Consider the following 19,010-nt stretch of genomic DNA (forward strand, 5'->3'; position numbering starts at 1 on the left):
CTTTTAGGGTGGAGTTAGGAGGGCTTTTGTTTGGCTACTGGCTCTATTTGAAAAGGACTTTTCAGCCTAAATAGGAAACCTTTTAACAAATGAAGACAATTTTTGCAAAGACTGTTGCGTTTAAAGATGATTTTTATGACAATAGAGAATGGCAGGTAAAACAATGCAGCCATGAAAACAAAACCCGGCCGAAATCAAAATAGGTAGTTTCACAAAGAAAAACGGATCATTGCAAAATAATAGATAATGAAACAAAGAGTTGAGAGAGTGATAAAAGATGAATTGGTTTTCTAAAATTACAAAATTTTTCATTACTGAAGAAGAAGAAGAATTAGAGACAAAAACAAACAGCACGGTTCATAAAAAGGCTCAAATACCTGAGGTAAGTCAAAACCGCAAATCGGGTGATATAGAAGCAAAAATTACCTATCAGTATCCACAGGGAAACTTCCGTTTTCCGATTATGCCTGATAGAGATACAGCTAAAAAGCCCAGACGAAAAAACAGAAGCCCGCAAGAAAGGCCTATACAGCAGCAAAAACGAAAAAACGTACCTTCTCAAAAGCCGGCTGTTGAGATACCTGCGTCAAAGCGGCCTTTTCATGTAACAGAGATTCCCTCGCCCATCCATGGTTTTCGTTCGCGTTCAGGAGCTGAAAGCGGAGGATATACATACGGAGAGAGCAGCCCTGAGCTTGCAAAGAGTCTTACTTACAAGGGATATCAGATGTCGAGTGATTCTGATATGTTAAATGCCGTGTTGTCTGAGAACAGAAAGTACCGGGAAGCAACACAGAGGAGGTCTCAGGAAGCAAGGCAGGAGAAGCATGCCGAAGAACAGCCTCTCTTTGAAGAAGTTGTAGAGCCCCTTGCACCGGAAGAGGAGCTGGTTACTTTACCGGATGCTGAACAGAGTCAGAATTTTGGAAGAGAGAATGGTAAAGAGATATATGCTGCAGGAGAAATGAGAATTGAAAGCTGCAGTCTGCCGGAAAACTCTTTGCTATTATTTGAGGGGCAGGATCTAAACAGTGAAAGAGAATTCTCCGATGAAGGTAATGAGGAGATTATGACAGCTCAGGAACAATCTCTGCCTGCTGAAGAGTTGGCTGGGGAAGAGGTCATCTTGGATAACATTGAAGATGATACAGACATTTCAGCTTCACAGCAGCAAATTGAAAAGGAACAGAGCTGGAACAGCAGAGAAGAAAAGATTGTTGTTGTTCCTGAAGAAAAAGCTGTAAGTATAAAGGAAAATCAAACGGAAAATAGTGAAGTTGCTTCAACATCTGTGCAGGCAGGAGAGGAAATCATTGTTTCTCCCGCAGCTGAGCAGGAAAATGGAGAAACATATGATTCCCAAAGAAAAGAAAACAAGGACAATTTTGGCAGCCCAGTTGTGCCATATAACGTTCTGATGTTTCAGCGCGACCGACAAAAAAGGGAGCCGGAAGGAAAGAGAGCAGCTTATGCCTATCCTTCACTAGCTCTTTTAAACGTTCCTGAGAGAGAATTGCATGATGATCAGCAATGGCTTGAAGAACAGCGGAACCTGCTGAATATGACCTTTGAGAATTTCAATGTAAGAGCAAAAGTTGTGAACGTAACGAAAGGACCGGCTGTAACGAGGCTGGAAGTACAGCCGGAACCTGGAGTGAAGGTTAATAAAATTACCAATTTAGCAGATGATATTAAACTCAGTTTGTCCGCAAAGGATATTCGGATGGAAGCGCCCATACCCGGAAAAAATACAATTGGAATAGAAGTTCCTAACAAATCCAGCAAAATTGTTACATTGCGTGAAATCATTAGAAGCGAGGCTTTCAGAAGCAGCGAATCTCCCTTGACAGCGGCCATGGGACTTGATATTTCAGGCCAGCCTTCGGTAACAGATTTGAAGAAAATGCCGCATGGGCTGATTGCCGGTGCGACAGGTTCAGGTAAAAGTGTATGCATCAATACCATTCTCGTTTCACTTCTGTACAAAGCTTCTCCTGATATGGTAAAACTTTTGCTGATCGATCCAAAAATGGTGGAGCTTGCTCCATATCAGTCCATTCCCCACCTGGTCAGCCCTGTTATTACTGATGTGAAGGCTGCTACAGCAGCTCTGAAATGGGCTGTGGAGGAAATGGAGCGGAGGTATGAACTGTTCGTCCACACAGGTGTGCGGGATATCTCACGCTACAATCAAAAAGCGAAAGAGCATGGAAAAGGAGAGCATCTGCCGTATATCGTGGTTATCATCGATGAGCTTGCAGATTTAATGATGGTGTCACCAGCTGATGTAGAGGATGCCATCTGCCGTTTAGCACAAAAAGCAAGAGCCTGCGGAATTCATCTGATTGTAGCTACACAGCGTCCTTCTGTAGATGTTATTACAGGCTTGATTAAAGCAAATATACCAACCCGTACAGCTTTCTCTGTTTCTTCACAAATTGACTCCAGAACAATTTTGGATAAAAGCGGTGCAGAAAAGCTGCTCGGCAGGGGTGACATGCTCTTTTTGGAGAATGGTTCTTCAAAAGCAGTCAGGCTGCAGGGTTGCTTTGTATCCGATGATGAGATTGAAAGAGTTGTAGCACATGTCAAACAGCAGGCAAAACCCGCCTATTTGTTTGAACATGATGAGCTGGTTAGAAGATCTGCCGTGCAGACAGAAGAGGATGAACTGTTTTTTGAAGCCTGTGAATTTGTCATTCATCAGGGAGGAGCATCAGCTTCCGGGCTTCAACGTAGATTCCGCCTGGGCTATAATCGTGCTGCAAGATTGATTGATATGATGGAGGCACAGGGGATCATATCGGAAAATAGAGGCTCAAGGCCAAGGGATGTACTCATTACAGAAGACGAATTGGAAGCAATGCAGGGGTAGTGCATTTTACGAAAAAAGTGATACAATGTAGTGTGGAAAATTGATGTAAAAGAAGAAGGGTGCTTTCTGGATGAAAGAAATTGAATTAAAGCTGCAGGGAGAAATAAAGCGTCTGACCAATAAAACGTTTAAATTTGATGAACGTGTTGGAGATGGCTGGTTCTCTGCTGTGTATTTTCTTAAAACAAAGGATATTGTAACAGACTACTTCCCTGAAAATATCGTCACGATGCAGTTTTTTCAAAAGGAGCATGCAGTTCTGTGCGGAACGGACGAAGTGATTGCCCTGATCCACACATTTGCAGATAAACCTGAGGAGCTTGAAATATATTCACTAAAAGACGGGGATGAAATTAGTCCCTTTGAAACCGTATTAACTGTGAAAGGCCCCTACCAGAGCTTCGGATATCTGGAAGGAATGATAGACGGTATCCTGGGACGCAGGACCTCTGTAGCAACCAATGTCTTCAATGTTGTGAAAGCTGCAGGGCTGTCGGGCAGGCAAAAGCCTGTCATTTTCATGGGTGACCGTGATGATCATTTCACACAGCAGGCAGGTGACGGCTACGCTGCACATATCGGCGGTTCAACAGCACAAGCCACTCATGCTATGAATGAATGGTGGGGAAAAAAAGGCATGGGAACGATGCCTCATGCCCTGATCCAAATGTTTAACGGAGACGTAGTGGAAGCTGCAAAGGCTTATTCAAAAAGATTTCCTGAAGATGACTTGATTGTTCTGGTTGATTACAATAATGACTGCATCACTGATGCGTTGCGGGCAGCAAGAGAATTTGGATCACAGCTGAAAGGTGTCAGGGTTGATACATCGAGAACAATGATAGATCAGCATTTTATCCGCCATCCTGAAGTGCTTGGAACGTTTGATCCCAGAGGCGTGAACGCACAGCTGATTTTTGCGCTCCGCAGCGCGCTTGATGCAGAAGGCTATCATCATGTAAAAATTGTTGTCAGCGGAGGATTTAACGAAAAGAGAATTCTGGAGTTTGAAGAACAGAATGTGCCTGTCGATATATATGGAGTAGGCAGCAGCCTTCTGAAAATTCATATCGGATTCACAGGAGACAACGTGATGCTGAATGGCGAGCACCAGGCGAAAGCGGGGAGAAAATACAGGCCGAATCAAAGACTTGAGAAAGTTGATTTTCTTGAGTGAATTAATTCACCTTGACGCTCTTCGAAAAGCAAAAGATGCTGAACTTGCTCTGGAATTGAAAATGGCTCTGGAAACCTTCTCACACTGGCAGGAGCGCCATGCAAACATCAGGGAAAAGGTAAAGGCTAAAACACTTTTTCGTTCTTTGATTGCCAAATCAGACCAATCCTCCCTTACAGAAAGGGAATCAGCCATTTTCAACGATTGGTTTTCGTTCGATTATCAAACTGCGGCAGGAAAGACCATGTATCAGCTCTATTTAACAGGTAAGAACTCTGCTTCACCAGCTGATGCTCTGCTGCTGGCAAATCTGCTGAAGCCGTATTTGGTTACTGAAAAGCATTTCCCGGAAACAAAGCTTCAGCCGCTGTTGATAGAGCAAGATAAGAAATCCGATTATCTATCTCTGCGTCTGAAAGAGGAGCATCATATGGTTCCTGGTTCTTTTCTTTTTCTGAGGTGTGTACCTCTGTTAGGAAGCTGGATGCAAATCGGGACTGCAGCTTACGCAAGCAGTGAATCTGTGAGCAGGCTTACACGTGATTTTTACAACTGCGAAGAACTTGGAGAGACAACATTTTTAAAGCGTTATGCATTACAATATGTAGAAATTGGGAAAGCTGTTGAGGAATAAACAATTTTTCAATAAATATTTGTTGAAACAGCCCACAAATTGGGAGAAACGGCGAATGATATATTGTCTTTCAGTTTCCATGGTCACGTTCCGTATTTAGTGATATAATTTTTATCCGTAAGTGTACATAAGCTGCTGTTCATGTACTGTATTAAGATTAGACCATTAGGTTGCAATTCTGAATGAGCGTCATATACTGTCAATCAGATAGACGTTTGTTGGAGGTTCTATTATGACTGTTTATCATTTTGTAGGAATTAAAGGGACAGGTATGAGCGCCCTTGCACAAATTTTGCATGATATGGGTTATTCCGTCCAGGGATCGGATATTGATGATACGATCTTTACCCAGCTGGCCCTGGAACAAAGAAATATACCCGTTTTTTCTTTTTCTGAAAATAATATTACACCAGGTTTAACGATTATTGCCGGCAATGCATACTCTGACTCGCATATTGAAATTGAGAGTGCTTTAAATCAGGGACTGCCGGTTATAAGATATCACCGCTTTTTAGGTGATTTTATGGAAAAGTTCACTAGTATAGCTGTCACAGGCGCACATGGAAAAACCTCAACAACCGGTTTGCTCTCCCATGTTATGCAGGGAGCAAAACCAACCTCCTTTCTCATAGGAGATGGGACCGGAAAAGGAATTGAGAACAGCACATACTTTACTTTTGAAGCTTGTGAGTACCGCAGGCATTTTCTTTCATACTTTCCTGATTACGCAATCATGTTAAATGTTGATTTTGATCATCCGGATTATTTCAATAGCATTGAAGATGTATTTGGTGCTTTTCAAAATATGGCGCTTCAGGTTAAAAAGGGGATTATTGCGTGCGGAGATGATGAATATCTTCAGCAGATACAGGCGAAGGTTCCAGTTGTATATTATGGCTTTGCCGAACATAATGACTTTCAGGCAAGAAACCTGATTAAAGCGACTGACGGCACAACTTTTGACGTTTTTGTCAGAAATACATTTTATGCGTCTTTCCATATTCCGACTTATGGAGACCACAGCGTTCTTAATGCATTAGCTGTTATTGCCCTGTGCCATTATGAGGGAATAGATTCGGAAGTGATTGCTGCTCAGCTTTTGACTTTTAAAGGCGTTAAAAGGCGCTTTAATGAAAAAGTAATCGGTGATCAGGTTTTGATTGATGACTATGCGCATCATCCTACAGAAATTAACGCGACAATCGATGCTGCAAGACAAAAATATCCTGACCGTGACATTATTGCTGTGTTTCAGCCGCACACTTTCACACGGACGCAGTCATTTCTAAAAGAATTTGCTGACAGCCTTCAAAAAGCTGATTTTGTATACTTATGTGACATATTTGGCTCGGCCCGTGAGAAAATAGGCAAGCTGTCTATTAAAGATTTACAGGATAAAATAGAGAATGCTGTGTTTATTGAAGAATCGGAAACATCCATGCTGAAAAAACATGAAAACAGTGTTCTTGTTTTTATGGGAGCTGGAGATATACAAAAGTATCAGCATGCCTACGAGAGCGTGCTGGCCTAAATGCCGGACGGTGAGCCTGCATAAAAAAAGATGATCCTAAAAGTCCCCTTGAGGTGCAGTACACTTCATTGACTTCACTGGATCATCTTTTTTTAGTTTATCATGTTACTTCAGGTTTTCTGGATTAAGAGGCTGAAGTTCATCAAGAACGAAACGGCCGTCTTTGCGAATGAGCACCCCGTCAAAGTAAATTTCTCCCCCGCCGTATTCCGGGCGCTGTATGTTTACCATATCCCAGTGTATATTAGAAGAATTGCCGTTGTACGCTTCATCATAGCACTGCCCTGGAGTGAAATGGAAACTGCCGTCAATTTTCTCGTCAAAAAGGATATCCTGCATCGGGTGAAGAATATAAGGATTCACTCCAATGGCGAATTCACCGATATATCTTGCACCTTCATCTGTATCGAAAATGTTATTGATTCTATCAGTGTCATTTGCGGAAGCATCAATAATTTTTCCATTTTCAAAAGTCAATTTTACATTTTCAAAAGTAAAGCCCTGATATGGTGAAGGTGTATTGTAGGTAATGGTCCCGTTCACCGAATCTTTGACAGGTGCCGTGTAAACTTCACCATCAGGAATATTCATCTGCCCGGAGCATTTTACTGCAGGTATATCTTTAATGGAGAATGAAAGCTCTGTTCCGTCCCCTTTAATCAGAACTTGATCTGTAGCATCCATAAGCGTTACAAGGGCATCCATCGCTGAATCCATTTTTCTGTAGTCCAGATTGCAGACATCAAAGTAAAAGTCCTCAAAAGCTTCTGTGCTCATTTTGGCAAGCTGCGCCATAGAAGCATTTGGATAGCGCAGAACCACCCAGCGGGTATGAGGAACGCGGATCTCTCTGTGCACCTTCTGGCTTACAGTTTTGCCGGAGATGCGCATCTTATCATCTGGAATATCTGCATGCTCATTTATATTGTCGCCTGAACGCAGCCCGATGTAGGCATCCATCTCCTTCATCACATTGGCCTCAAAATCGGCCATAAGGGAAAACTGCTCTTCCTGGGCACCCATCAGAAGCGCACGGTCCACCTGCTGGTCTTTCAACAGCACAAAAGGATAACCTCCTGCTTGATATGCCTCATTTACAAGTGCTGTAACAAGCTCACGCTGCAGCCCGAAATTTTCAATCAGAACCTTTTCTCCCTTTTGCAGCTTGATGGAGTAATGTATTAAATTTTTTGCGAGTGTTGCTATTCGAGGATCTTTCACCAATATACCTCCCATTCATCAAATATGTACAAGTGTTATTGTAACCGATTCACAAGAATTAGGTGAATAGAAAACAAAATTAATCTTCAATAAAGGAGAAAAGCACTTTTTGAAGAAAAAGCTATATATCCTGGCCCTTTTATGTTTATCATATATAGGGTCGGGTATTTATTCAGTAAACATTACGAGGAGGATTATGATATGGAATGGATTATGTATGTAAGTGTAGCTGTCATTGCAATCGGATTTACAGTGCTGGTTGCATTTTTATCAAAAACACTCAGTTCTCTGCAGGTAACGCTTGATAATGTGGCGAATACTTTAGATGGACTGGAAGGACAGATGAGAGGCATTACAACTGAAACAACGGAGCTGCTACATAAAACAAACTTGCTGGCTGATGATATTCAGCAGAAGTCTGATAAACTGAACATTGTTGTAACTGCTGTTCAGGATGTTGGATCTTCTCTAAAGCATTTTAACCAGTCTGTACAGCGTGTTTCCAGCTCAGTTACAACCAATGTGGAGAAAAATGAGGACAAGATTTCACAGGTAGTCCAGTGGAGCAATGCTGCAATGGAAATCTGGGATAAGTGGAAAACAAAGAAAAATACAGGATCTAGAACAACTGCTGTCAATACAACAGTGAAATAATAAGCTTTTGGACTAGGAGGAAAAGAGATGGCTAATAACGCAGGCAATAAGAGCAGCAACAAAGATTTTGTTGTAGGTACGATTGTTGGTGGACTGCTAGGTGCAGCGGCAGCTTTGTTTCTGGCACCAAAGTCTGGCAGGGAGATGCGAATCGATCTAACTGAACAGGCAAACAAGCTTTCTTCCAATGCTACTGAAAAAGGAAATCAAATTGCAGCAATGGCAAAAGAAAAGACGGCTGCATTCACACAAGGTGTGAACAGCCAGTCTTCACAGGTAATGGATAAAGTACGTGACCTGACATCTTCCTCGGAGAACCAGGGGGACAGCCAGGATCAGGTTGAATCCGCGATTGATGAGCTTGCAAAAGAAGCTTCAGAGTCAATGAACAATCCTTCAGAAGATCAAGCTTCTGTGATCAGGGATGAAATTGACAAAGAGCATTCCGAAGCAAAAAAGACAGTAACTGAAGCCAATACATTATCATAATTCTGGCAGAGAGCGGGCTCTCTGCCTGCTTTTTTAAGGAGGATATCAGCATGGCATTAGGCAAGATACAAGACTCCAATGAATTTAATGAGCTTTTTTCAAAACATGATATGTTTTTGTTTTTGAAAAACAGTACCACCTGCCCAATTTCTCATGGTGCATTTACAGAGTACAAAAGGTTTGCTGATGAACATGATGAGGTGCCGACTTACTACCTCAATGTGCAGGACTCAAGAGAACTTTCCAATAAAATCAGTGAAGAATTTGGCATTAAACATGAATCACCGCAGGCGCTGCTTTTTAAAAGCAAGGAAGTTCTGTGGCATGATTCCCATCACAGCATTACCTATAACACATTAACAGAACAGCTTCGGACAAAATAGCGCAATTATGCGCTATTTTTTTTTTGTGCAGCAGGGCAGCTAAGAGAAATGGTGGCTGGAAAAATGACCAATTTTACCTGAACAACCCTGCTCACTTTCGCTCCCATTTTATTTCTAATCGGTCCCCCGGCTGCAGCTGTTGGTGAAAGGCAGCTTCTCTGCCATTTTGCAGCAGTGTAAAATGTTTGCCGGAATCAGGAACGGCTACTTCAACTGCTGCAAAAATATCCTGAAAAATAAATTCGTCCGGCTGAGATGTTTTCAGCTCAATATGATCACCATTGTTCAAGTAATCTCCCGCTTTTAACCTTTTTCCATCTTTCACGATACAATGCCATTCTTTTTGAAGAGAAATGGGTTGATCATCAAAGAAAATATCCATTCTTTTATACAGGGGGCTGCCAAGCAGCTCAGCGATTTCCTGTGTATTCGGCTGTGTGTGCTTTTGATACTCAATTACACTGTTATGTTCAGCCTTGGAAGCAGGGGATGCAGGAAGTCCGTTTTTCAAGAGCCTTCGTGAAAACTGTTCAAACTCTGCAGCCTTGCCGTTGATATATAGTCGGAAGACTTTATCTGCTTCCAGGCTGCTCATTCCTGCCTCTTTCAAGACGTCTCCAACAGTTTCAGGGTATTTACAGATAATCTGATCTCTATCTTTCACAATTTCATCCAGCGAGCTTTTGTTTCCGTTAATGATAACCTCGGGAAAAATCTGGATCCTCTGTTCATTTATAGTGTAGAACCGGTGGGGATCCAGGTCAGCTGCCTCACGGACTGTAACGGCAGGAGCTTCTCCGTTATCGCCGCTTTTTAACTTAATGACATCTCCGTGTTTAACGAGTTCATCCAGTGAGCTTGCTTTTCCATTTTTAATAATTTCAGGAGGCTTGCCATGTGATCCGGGAAGCGCAATCCTCTGGTTATTCAATTCAGCAAACAGCGCGGGGCCAGGTTTGCCGTACAGCTTTTTAACAGAGTGGCCGGAAGAGATAATGCAGTCCCCAACAGTGAGTTCCTTCAGTTGAAACATCCTGATTTTTACAGAATTTACTTCTGCCTGAATGTACTGCAGGGGATTCTGCTTGCTTGCAATGGCAATGCCAATTGGTGTGACCAGCTCAGGTCCTTTGAGCATTTGCTCATTTAACTCAACATTTTGAATGGCATCAATTCCCCTCACTGCGACTCTGTTCTCAGGAAGGCCCAGCAGTTCTGCAAGCACTTTAGGCAATTCCGGAGTCAGGCTTCCTCCACCGACAAGCATGACCGCTTTTGGAGAAACCTGGTTATTGAGAAGCAATATCTCTTTTTGAATATGTTCAGCAAGCTTAAGGACAGCGGGCCGGATTTTCTCAATAAAATCTTCCCGTGACACGCTTTCTTCAAATCCGAGAATATCCTGAATGGTAATTGAATCAGCACCTTGTATGTCTCTCTTTGCTTTTTCCGCAAGCGGGAAATCAAGGAGAAAAGCATCAGAAACAGCTTCTGTAATTTCATCACCTGCAGCGGGCACCATTCCATAGGCTGTGATTGTTCCTTCATTCGTTATGGCAATATCGGATGTACCTGCGCCAATATCAATAAGTGCAACATTAAGCCTTCTCATGGAAGGAGGAATGAGAACATTGATCGCTGCGATCGGCTCAAGTGTAAGACCCTCCATTTCCAAACCTGCTCTCGCCAGGGCGGCAAGAAGGGATTCCACTACAACCTTTGGAAGGAAGGTGGCTATAATTTCAACAGAGGCAGTTTCCCCCTGCTGATCTATCAGACTTCCAATCTCCTGGTCATCCAATTTGTAGCGCAATACAGAATAGCCGACACAGTCATCATTTCCTGATCCACCGGTTGTCTTTTTTTCTGCCAGCTGAATTTGTGCCTGCTGTACAGCAGCCAAATCAAGATGAAGGATGTCCTCTTTTTGAATCATGGGCTTCCCGCCGATTTCCACGTCAACCCTGGCCCTTTCGGTTTTTAACGCTCTTCCTGCAGCTGCAACGCATGCTTTTTTCAGCGGGCCGTATGTTTTTTCAAGTTGTTCTTTAACTGATAAAATGACTTTAGATACTGCAAGAACATCATGAATTTGTCCATCGAGCATAGACCTTTCTTCATGTTCTTTTATTACAGTCTCCAATACACGGTAATTGCCGCTGTTTTCTTCCAGAATCAAGCCGACAACGGATCTCGTGCCAATATCCAGCGCAAATGTTAAGGGATGATGTTCCAAAGCTATACACCTTCTTTTATTAGTAAGCTTATATTCGCTTTATCACTTAAAAGCGTTTAAATATTAAAGTTTTTTAGTGACATCTTGTAATTCATCCTATATAATAATCACTAATTACTTAAAGAAAATGTAACATATTTCTTTTTATTAATAAACGAAATCTAGAGTGTGCGTATCTTTAGATGAATTGAAAGGAAGATGAAACGTGAGTTCAGCAGAATTAGAAGCACTGAGACAAAGAGTCGATGAAATCAATCTTCAAATCCTGAAGCTGGTGAATGAACGCGGCAGACTTGTGAGCGACATCGGAAAAGCAAAGGAAAAAAATCAGGGCGTCGACCGGTATGATCCTGTCCGTGAAAGAAAGATGCTCGATTTGATTAAAGAATATAATGACGGTCCCTTTGAAAATGCCACGCTGCAGCATATATTTAAAGAAATCTTTAAAGCAGGGCTGGAGCTTCAGGAAGAAGATCATAAAAAAGAGCTTTTGGTATCGAGAAAGAACAAGCCTGAAAATACAGTTGTCACAATCAAAGGAGAAAAAGTGGGGGACGGAGGTCAATCCTTTATCGTTGGCCCATGTGCAGTTGAAAGCTATGAACAAGTAGCTGAAGTTGCAAAGGCAGCAAAAGCGCAGGGAATCAGATTGCTCCGCGGAGGCGCATTTAAGCCCCGCACAAGCCCGTATGACTTCCAGGGACTAGGTATGGAAGGCTTGAAAATTCTAAAGAAGGTGGCAGATGAATATGATATGGCAGTAATCAGCGAAATTGTCAGCCCTGCCGATATCGAAACTGCCGTAGAATATATAGATGTCATCCAGATCGGCGCACGTAACATGCAGAATTTCGAGCTGTTGAAAGCTGCCGGCTCTGTGAAAAAACCTGTCCTTCTTAAGAGAGGGCTTGCAGCAACAATTGAAGAATTCATAAATGCTGCTGAATACATCATCTCGCAGGGCAACGATCAAATTATTCTTTGTGAACGCGGCATCAGAACGTATGAAAGAGCGACAAGGAATACGCTGGATATCTCTGCTGTTCCTATTCTTAAGCAGGAAACCCATTTGCCTGTATTTGTAGACGTAACCCACTCAACAGGCCGGAAAGACCTGCTGCTGCCGACAGCGAAAGCAGCACTGGCGATTGGTGCGGACGGAGTCATGGCTGAAGTTCATCCTGACCCGGCTGTCGCATTGTCAGATTCTGCCCAGCAGATGGACATTGATCAATTTAACGACTGGATTCAGGAACTTAGACCGCTTGCAAAAGCAGTAAAGTAAATGAATAATTGGTAATGAAGCTGCGAATACTAACCTCGCAGCTTCATTTTTTATGAATAATTACTTTTGTTTATCATGACAAAATCCCCCTCAATTCTCCATATTTTTATAAAAGTTCACAAAGTGATGATTTAAAGGGTTAAAACCATGTAAATTCATTGCTTACGTTTTCATAGTATCGTATGATAAATTACATATAGCCTGAATTTATGACAATTTACGGCTTTGCCGCTGTAAATGTTCATCATACATAAAAGTGATAAGAAGGTTAGTAAGAAAAGGAGTGTGCAAAAATGAGCAATGTAACAATATATGATGTAGCACGTGAAGCAAATGTTTCAATGGCTACTGTTTCCCGGGTAGTGAACGGTAACCCGAATGTAAAGCCGACTACGAGGAAGAAGGTTTCTGAGGCAATTGATCGGCTTGGCTACAGGCCTAATGCTGTTGCAAGAGGACTTGCAAGCAAAAAAACGACAACTGTCGGAGTCGTAATACCTGACGTATCCAGCACGTTTTATTCTGAGCTGGCAAGAGGGATTGAAGACATCGCAACCATGTATAAGTACAATATTATTCTGAGTAATTCTGATCAGAATAAAGATAAAGAGCTTCATCTTCTGAATACGATGCTTGGCAAGCAGGTAGACGGAATCGTTTTCATGAGCGGACATATTAGAAACGAACATGTTGAAGAATTTAAACGTTCCCCTGTCCCAATTGTACTGGCAGCTTCGGTTGACTTGGAGGGAGAAACTCCTTCGGTTAACATTAATTATGAGCAGGGTGCATATGATGCCGTTTCCATGCTGATTCAAAAGGGCCATAAAAAAGTTGCTTATGTGACTGGACCTATGGAAGAGCCTGTTAATAAGCTGATGAAGATGGACGGCTATACAAAAGCCTTGAAAGATGCTGGGCTGGAAGTAGATGAAGAATACATCTTTGAAGGCGACTACACATATGATTCTGGAATAGAGGCATTCGAAAAGCTTGAAGAGCTGAAGCCGGCAGCAATCTTTGCAGGTACTGATGAAATGGCTCTTGGAGTGATACATGCAGCTCAAGACAGGGGCTACAGTATTCCGGAGGATATAGAAATTATCGGATTTGATAATACTCGCCTGGCTGTCATGGTTCGCCCGCAGCTGACAACAGTTGTACAGCCAACATATGATATTGGGGCTGTTGCAATGAGGCTGCTGACCAAATTAATGAACAAAGAAGAGGTTGAAGAGCATAAAGTGGAGCTGCCGCACCGCATTGAAATCAGGCAGTCAACTAAGTAAAAAAAGGCGCAGCATATTGCGCCTTTTTTAGTGCAGTTACCAATCTAAAACAGAATGTCTTAGCAGTTGAATTCTGTTTTTTCCGTTTGTCGGCCGGATCTGATTGTGTACAGTGCTTTGTCAACGGTTTGTGCGTTCTTTTCCTCTATTTCCAGCTTTCTTGGGATAGGCTGATAAATACACTTATCATCTTCCCAAAGGAGAGGAAGTTCAAGAGGAGCGGCATCCCGCCACTTTTCTACCCAGGCAGCAGGCAGTTGCCCTGATACTTCTTTATTTTTCATTTCCAGCCAGATGAGCGACCATGCTCTTGGGACAACTCTCCATATATCATAGCCTCCTCCTCCAACTGCAATCCAGCGGCCGTCACAATACTGATGGGCAATGGAATGGGCAAGCTTTGGAATTTCCTTATATATTTTCATTGTTGAGGATAGGTGAGTAAGAGGATCATAGCAGTGTGCGTCAGCTCCATTTTGAGTAATAATGACATCAGGCTTAAAAAAAGCTGCAACTTCTGTTAAAGAAGTTTTGTAAGCATGAAGCCAGGACTCATCTTCTGTGAAAGCATCAAGCGGTATATTAAATGAGTAACCGTACCCTTGGCCGGCGCCGCGCTCAGTAATGTTGCCCGTCCCAGGGAAAAGGTATCTGCCCGTTTCGTGAATGGACAGGGTGCATACTTTAGGATCATCATAAAAAGCCCATTGAACACCATCCCCATGATGTGCATCAGTATCCACATAAAGAACTTTTGCCCCGTATTTTTCCTGAATATATTTAATGGCGACCGCACTGTCATTATAAATACAAAATCCTGAGGCTCTTCCCCTGAAACCGTGATGCAGGCCGCCTCCCAGATTTACTGCGTGTTTTGCTTTTCCAGACATCACTTGATCCGCTGCTGTGAGGGTGCCGCCCACAAGAAGAGCACTGGCTTCGTGCATGCCCTTAAACACAGGTGTATCCTCAGTCCCTATTCCATAATTAAGTCCTTCCTGAGCTTGAAGTGTCCCATTTCCTGCTGCCATCACTGCACGGATAAAACCGCGGTCATGAATCAGTGCGAGCTCATCCTCGGCAGCAAGCCGTGGGGGGACAATTTCCTCATCAGCCAGTTCCCCCATCTGCTTCAGCAGATCCACCGTCAGTTCAACTCTCAGCTGATTGAAAGGGTGGGTATTGTGAAACTTATATTGCTGAAACTGGGGAGAATAGATAAAAACGCTATCCTTCATGTCAGCTTCCCCTGCATATTAGGCCAAAGAACATCATATCCTGCTGATTCAAGGTCAGAAATGAGCGGAGAAGTGTTCATGGTCTGCACCCGAAACACAAGTACTTTGTCATTTTCGTCCACTGCAGGATACAGCAGGACACTGGATATATTTACTCTTCTTTTTTGAAAAATTCCTGCAACCTCCGCCAGCACACCGGACACATTGGATACTTTTACTTCAATATGGGAACCTGGCTGATTGGCGCCTGTAAGCTGGACAAACGTATGCAGCAAGTCGCTCTCTGTTACAATGCCGACAATCTTCCCCTGTTTAAGGATAGGCAGGCAGCCTATTTTATGCTCAAAGAATATTGCTGAAACTTCTTCCACAAAATCTAAAGGATGCCCTGTAATTACATTTGTTTTCATTATTTTCTTCAAAGGCTTTTTCAAGTCGTCCAGCGAGTTGTGCAGCTGAAATATAGATGGACTGGCTTCTTTCACATCTCTGTCACTGATAATTCCAACGAGAACATCATCATCTGACACGATTGGAATATGTCTGATGCGTTTCTCGCTCATCATGGCAATCGCCTGTTCCAGTGTATGATCAGGCTTCAGCGTCTTTACTTCTTTATTCATGATTTGTTCCACAATCATGAGATCACCCCTTTGTTTAAGCCTTGATAGTCTCCTTAAGCAGTTTCTAAAAAAGCCTCCAGTATTGTAAATTAGTACATAAATCTATTCATAAACCTCAGTTTATCGAACTCCTGCACCGACTCTGGAGGAATTCTGCTGCCGATTCTGGCCATTAAACAATTGGCAGGATGCGAACTGATTTCGGGTTCGTCGGTTGCATACCATTCAAGGCCTCCTGCATTCATCATCTTCTCCATGATCTTCCTGTATTCCCACACATTCAATCCCGTTCCCTTTAAGTCCCAGTGCCAATAATATTCTGTGGTAATTATAATGTAATCTTCCATCGCGTCATCCTGCATGCTTACTTTCAAAAGCGTTTTTCCAACAGAATAGGACCGAAATTCCTTGGCAACTTCAATCGCACCCAATTCGATTAAATCCTGCATATTTCCCTCTGACCATCTTTCCAGCGGATCAGGGTATAAATATGTAACGTAGCCGATAATGGTATGGCGGTTGCGGGCGATAAGAATTCTTCCTTCCGGCAGGCCGGCAATTTCCACCAGAGCCTTGTGCTGCTGCTCAGGAGGGCGGAAAGCAGTCAAACCGGGATGAAACTCGTACGAAGAAAGGGCTTCCTGTGAAACAGGACCTTCCACAATCAAGGTACCGTGAGGTGTTTTAATTTCTTTGGCATGATATGTTTTTGGATGTTCCATGTGTTCACCACCTATAATTCTGTTACTCTATCTCTATTATACTGTAAAAATAAAAAAGTAAAGCGTTTACAATATTTTTGGGGCTATTTTTTTAAAAATTGAGAAAAATAGACAGCTGTACTATAATAAAAGGGATCATACTTACATAAGGGGGATGTCAGAAATGAAGTTGGAAGCGCTGCCAGTAGCAAAGGGTAACCATCAATTAGCTGATTATGACAATGTGTATAACAGCTTTGACTGGAAAGAAGCAGAAAAAAATTTTTCATGGTCAGAAACTGGTAGAATCAATGCTGCTTATGAAGCCGTTGACAAGCATGCAGCAACATTTCGGAAAAACAAGGTGGCTCTTTACTACCGTGATCAGGAAAGAAACGAGAAATACACTTTCAAAGAATTGAAGTACCTTTCCAATCAAGCCGGAAATGTACTCAGACAGCATGCCGGCATCGAAAAGGGAGACAGAGTGTTTGTGTTCATGCCAAGAACGCCAGAACTTTACTTTTCTATACTGGGTGCCATTAAAATTGGGGCAATCGTCGGACCTCTTTTTGAAGCTTTTATGGAGGGAGCCGTCAAAGACCGCCTGGAGGACAGTGAAGCCAAGGCAATTATCACAACTCCTGAGCTTCTGGAAAGAATACCAGTGAATCAGCTTCCTTCTTTAAAACATGTACTACTGGTTGGAGACGGAGTGAAAGAAGAAGGGCCCTGCATTAATCTTCTCGAAAAAATGAAGAATGCTGATCGTGAGCTGGACATCGAATGGGTAGATAAGAAAGACGGACTGCTGCTTCATTACACGTCAGGTTCAACAGGGAAGCCAAAGGGTGTGCTCCATGTTCACGAGGCAATGGTGCAGCATTATATGACAGGCAAATGGGTCCTGGATTTAAACGAAGATGATGTATACTGGTGCACAGCGGATCCTGGCTGGGTAACGGGAACGGTATACGGAATTTTCGGGCCATGGCTTCACGGTGCATCCAACGTCATCCTAGGAGGCAGATTCAAACCGGAAACGTGGTATCAGACGATTGAAGAATACGGAGTAACAGTCTGGTACAGTGCCCCTACCGCATTCAGAATGCTGATGGGAGCAGGAGATGAGCTAGTCAAAAAATACCGCATGAATTCATTGAGGCATGTGCTGAGTGTGGGAGAGCCGCTCAATCCAGAGGTAATCAAATGGGGTATGAAGGTATTTCAGCAGCGTATCCACGATACGTGGTGGATGACAGAGACGGGCGCACAGCTGATCTGCAACTATCCTTGCATGGAAATCAAGCCAGGTTCAATGGGCAAGCCGATTCCTGGTGTGAAGGCCGCCATTGTGGATGATCAGGGACAGGAACTGCCTCCATACAGAATGGGGAACCTCGCGATTAAAAAAGGCTGGCCGTCCATGATGCACACCATCTGGAACAATCAAGAAAAATATGAATCTTACTTTATGCCTTCAGGCTGGTATGTATCCGGAGATTCAGCCTATATGGATGAAGATGGCTACTTCTGGTTTCAGGGAAGAATCGATGATGTCATCATGACATCAGGAGAAAGAGTCGGGCCATTTGAGGTGGAAAGCAAGCTGGTTGAACACCCTGCAATAGCTGAAGCAGGAGTCATTGGCAAGCCGGACCCTGTCAGAGGAGAAATCATTAAAGCGTTCGTTGCGCTGCGTGACGGATATGAAGCCACTGACGATCTGAAGGACGAAATCAGGCAGTTTGTTAAAGTAGGCCTGGCTGCCCATGCGGCACCAAGAGAAATAGAATTCAAAGACAAACTGCCAAAAACAAGAAGCGGGAAAATTATGAGAAGGGTCCTGAAAGCGTGGGAATTGGATCTCCCGGCCGGTGACCTTAGCACAATGGAAGATTAAGAGAAGAAGAAGGGTGTCCCAGAGATATTGGGGTGCCTTTTTTTAAGGAGAGCAGCTTGGGGAATTTGCTGTGAGATGGCAGCTGGTGCTGTGGTTTGTTCTACTATTTTTCGCAAACTTTTAAGATGGTTTAATCAACGGGCGGGGGTTTGTTCTACTATCTTCAAGATACTATAACAAAGAGTGCCGCTTTGTTCTACTAACTTCAGGATACTATAACAAACAGTGCCGCTTTGTTCTACTATCTTCAGGATACTATAACAAACAGTGCAGTTTTGTTCTACTATCTTTGAAAATCTTCAGAATACTATAACAAACAGTGCCGCTTTGTTCTACTATCTTCAGGATACTATAACAAACAGTGCCGCTTTGTTCTACTAACTTCAGGATACTATAACAAAGAGTGCCGTTTTGTTCTACTAACTTCAGGATACTATAACAAACGGTGCAGTTTTGTTCTACTAACTTCAGGATACTATAACAAACGGTGCCGTTTTGTTCTACTATCTTCAGGATACTATAACAAACAGTGCCGTTTTGTTCTACTATCTTCAGGATACTAGAGCAAAGAGTGCCGCTTTGTTCTACTATCTTCAAGATACTATAACAAACAGTGCCGCTTTGTTCTACTATCTTCAGGATACTATAACAAAGAGTACCGCTTTGTTCTACTATCTTCAGGATACTATAACAAAGAGTGCCGTTTTGTTCTACTATCTTCAGGATACTATAACAAAGAGTGCCGCTTTGTTCTACTATCCCCAACATCGT

General features: G+C 42.8%; 16 protein-coding genes. 10 read left to right on the forward strand and 6 right to left on the reverse strand.

All coding sequences use genetic code 11. The annotated features are described in order from the left end of the window. Positions 1–277: 277 nt before the first annotated feature. The 4 genes from GJU40_RS11345 (at position 278) to murC (ending at position 6,217) form a co-directional block, all read left to right on the forward strand. Positions 278–2,875 carry a DNA translocase FtsK gene (locus GJU40_RS11345; protein ID WP_154307877.1) on the forward strand — a complete coding sequence of 866 codons (2,598 nt, stop codon included), beginning with the start codon at positions 278–280 and terminating at the stop codon, positions 2,873–2,875. Positions 2,876–2,945: 70 nt separating this feature from the next. Continuing rightward, positions 2,946–4,052, forward strand: a complete 1,107-nt coding sequence (locus tag GJU40_RS11350; RefSeq protein ID WP_154307878.1) for a nicotinate phosphoribosyltransferase — start codon at positions 2,946–2,948, stop codon at positions 4,050–4,052. Then, a complete protein-coding gene (locus GJU40_RS11355) occupies positions 4,045–4,686 on the forward strand; it encodes a hypothetical protein (protein WP_154307879.1) in 642 nt (213 codons plus the stop codon). Before GJU40_RS11350 ends, GJU40_RS11355 begins: the two co-directional genes overlap by 8 nt. Positions 4,687–4,918: 232 nt before the next feature. Then, positions 4,919–6,217 (forward strand): UDP-N-acetylmuramate--L-alanine ligase, encoded by a 1,299-nt coding sequence (gene murC, locus GJU40_RS11360; RefSeq protein WP_154307880.1) that lies wholly within the window; start codon positions 4,919–4,921, stop codon positions 6,215–6,217. Between the two features lie 105 nt (positions 6,218–6,322). On the opposite strand, the gene GJU40_RS11365 is transcribed toward murC, so the two are convergent. Continuing rightward, positions 6,323–7,438: an aminopeptidase gene (locus tag GJU40_RS11365; RefSeq protein ID WP_343031528.1), complete on the reverse strand. Its 1,116-nt coding sequence runs from the start codon at positions 7,436–7,438 to the stop codon at positions 6,323–6,325. Between the two features lie 201 nt (positions 7,439–7,639). On the opposite strand from GJU40_RS11365, the gene GJU40_RS11370 reads away from it, so the two are divergent. The 3 genes from GJU40_RS11370 to ytxJ are packed head-to-tail and all read left to right on the forward strand — an operon-like array spanning position 7,640 to position 8,964. After that, positions 7,640–8,092 (forward strand): DUF948 domain-containing protein, encoded by a 453-nt coding sequence (locus tag GJU40_RS11370; RefSeq protein ID WP_154307882.1) that lies wholly within the window; start codon positions 7,640–7,642, stop codon positions 8,090–8,092. A 27-nt stretch (positions 8,093–8,119) separates the two neighbouring features. Then, positions 8,120–8,581 carry a YtxH domain-containing protein gene (locus tag GJU40_RS11375; RefSeq protein ID WP_154307883.1) on the forward strand — a complete coding sequence of 154 codons (462 nt, stop codon included), beginning with the start codon at positions 8,120–8,122 and terminating at the stop codon, positions 8,579–8,581. Between the two features lie 50 nt (positions 8,582–8,631). Then, positions 8,632–8,964: a bacillithiol system redox-active protein YtxJ gene (ytxJ, locus tag GJU40_RS11380; protein ID WP_154307884.1), complete on the forward strand. Its 333-nt coding sequence runs from the start codon at positions 8,632–8,634 to the stop codon at positions 8,962–8,964. Positions 8,965–9,055: 91 nt separating this feature from the next. Here the strand turns inward: ytxJ and GJU40_RS11385 are convergent, their stop codons facing one another. Then, positions 9,056–11,200 (reverse strand): cell division FtsA domain-containing protein, encoded by a 2,145-nt coding sequence (locus GJU40_RS11385; RefSeq protein WP_154307885.1) that lies wholly within the window; start codon positions 11,198–11,200, stop codon positions 9,056–9,058. Between the two features lie 205 nt (positions 11,201–11,405). Between GJU40_RS11385 and GJU40_RS11390 the strand changes: the two genes are divergently transcribed. After that, entirely contained in the window at positions 11,406–12,485 is a 1,080-nt protein-coding gene (locus tag GJU40_RS11390) for a bifunctional 3-deoxy-7-phosphoheptulonate synthase/chorismate mutase (RefSeq protein ID WP_343031529.1), read from the forward strand. Positions 12,486–12,778: 293 nt separating this feature from the next. Further along, positions 12,779–13,774, forward strand: a complete 996-nt coding sequence (gene ccpA, locus GJU40_RS11395; RefSeq protein WP_154307886.1) for a catabolite control protein A — start codon at positions 12,779–12,781, stop codon at positions 13,772–13,774. A 59-nt stretch (positions 13,775–13,833) separates the two neighbouring features. On the opposite strand, the gene GJU40_RS11400 is transcribed toward ccpA, so the two are convergent. From GJU40_RS11400 to GJU40_RS11410, 3 genes are all read right to left on the reverse strand, one after another. Next, positions 13,834–15,012 carry an acetoin utilization protein AcuC gene (locus GJU40_RS11400; protein WP_154307887.1) on the reverse strand — a complete coding sequence of 393 codons (1,179 nt, stop codon included), beginning with the start codon at positions 15,010–15,012 and terminating at the stop codon, positions 13,834–13,836. Continuing rightward, positions 15,009–15,653: an acetoin utilization AcuB family protein gene (locus GJU40_RS11405; protein ID WP_154307888.1), complete on the reverse strand. Its 645-nt coding sequence runs from the start codon at positions 15,651–15,653 to the stop codon at positions 15,009–15,011. The genes GJU40_RS11400 and GJU40_RS11405 overlap by 4 nt, the downstream gene beginning before the upstream one ends. Positions 15,654–15,724: 71 nt before the next feature. Beyond that, on the reverse strand, positions 15,725–16,357 hold the full coding sequence (locus tag GJU40_RS11410) for an N-acetyltransferase (RefSeq protein WP_154307889.1): 633 nt from the start codon (positions 16,355–16,357) through the stop codon (positions 15,725–15,727). 163 nt (positions 16,358–16,520) lie between these two features. Between GJU40_RS11410 and acsA the strand changes: the two genes are divergently transcribed. Beyond that, a complete protein-coding gene (gene acsA / locus GJU40_RS11415) occupies positions 16,521–18,239 on the forward strand; it encodes an acetate--CoA ligase (RefSeq protein ID WP_154307890.1) in 1,719 nt (572 codons plus the stop codon). 255 nt (positions 18,240–18,494) lie between these two features. Here acsA and GJU40_RS11420 read toward each other — a convergent pair whose 3' ends face one another. Then, complete coding sequence (locus GJU40_RS11420) at positions 18,495–19,007, reverse strand: hypothetical protein (protein WP_170289387.1); 513 nt, start codon at positions 19,005–19,007, stop codon at positions 18,495–18,497. Positions 19,008–19,010 lie beyond the last annotated feature (3 nt).

Source organism: Metabacillus lacus (genome assembly GCF_009674805.1).
GTDB lineage: Bacteria > Bacillota > Bacilli > Bacillales > Bacillaceae > Metabacillus_C > Metabacillus_C lacus.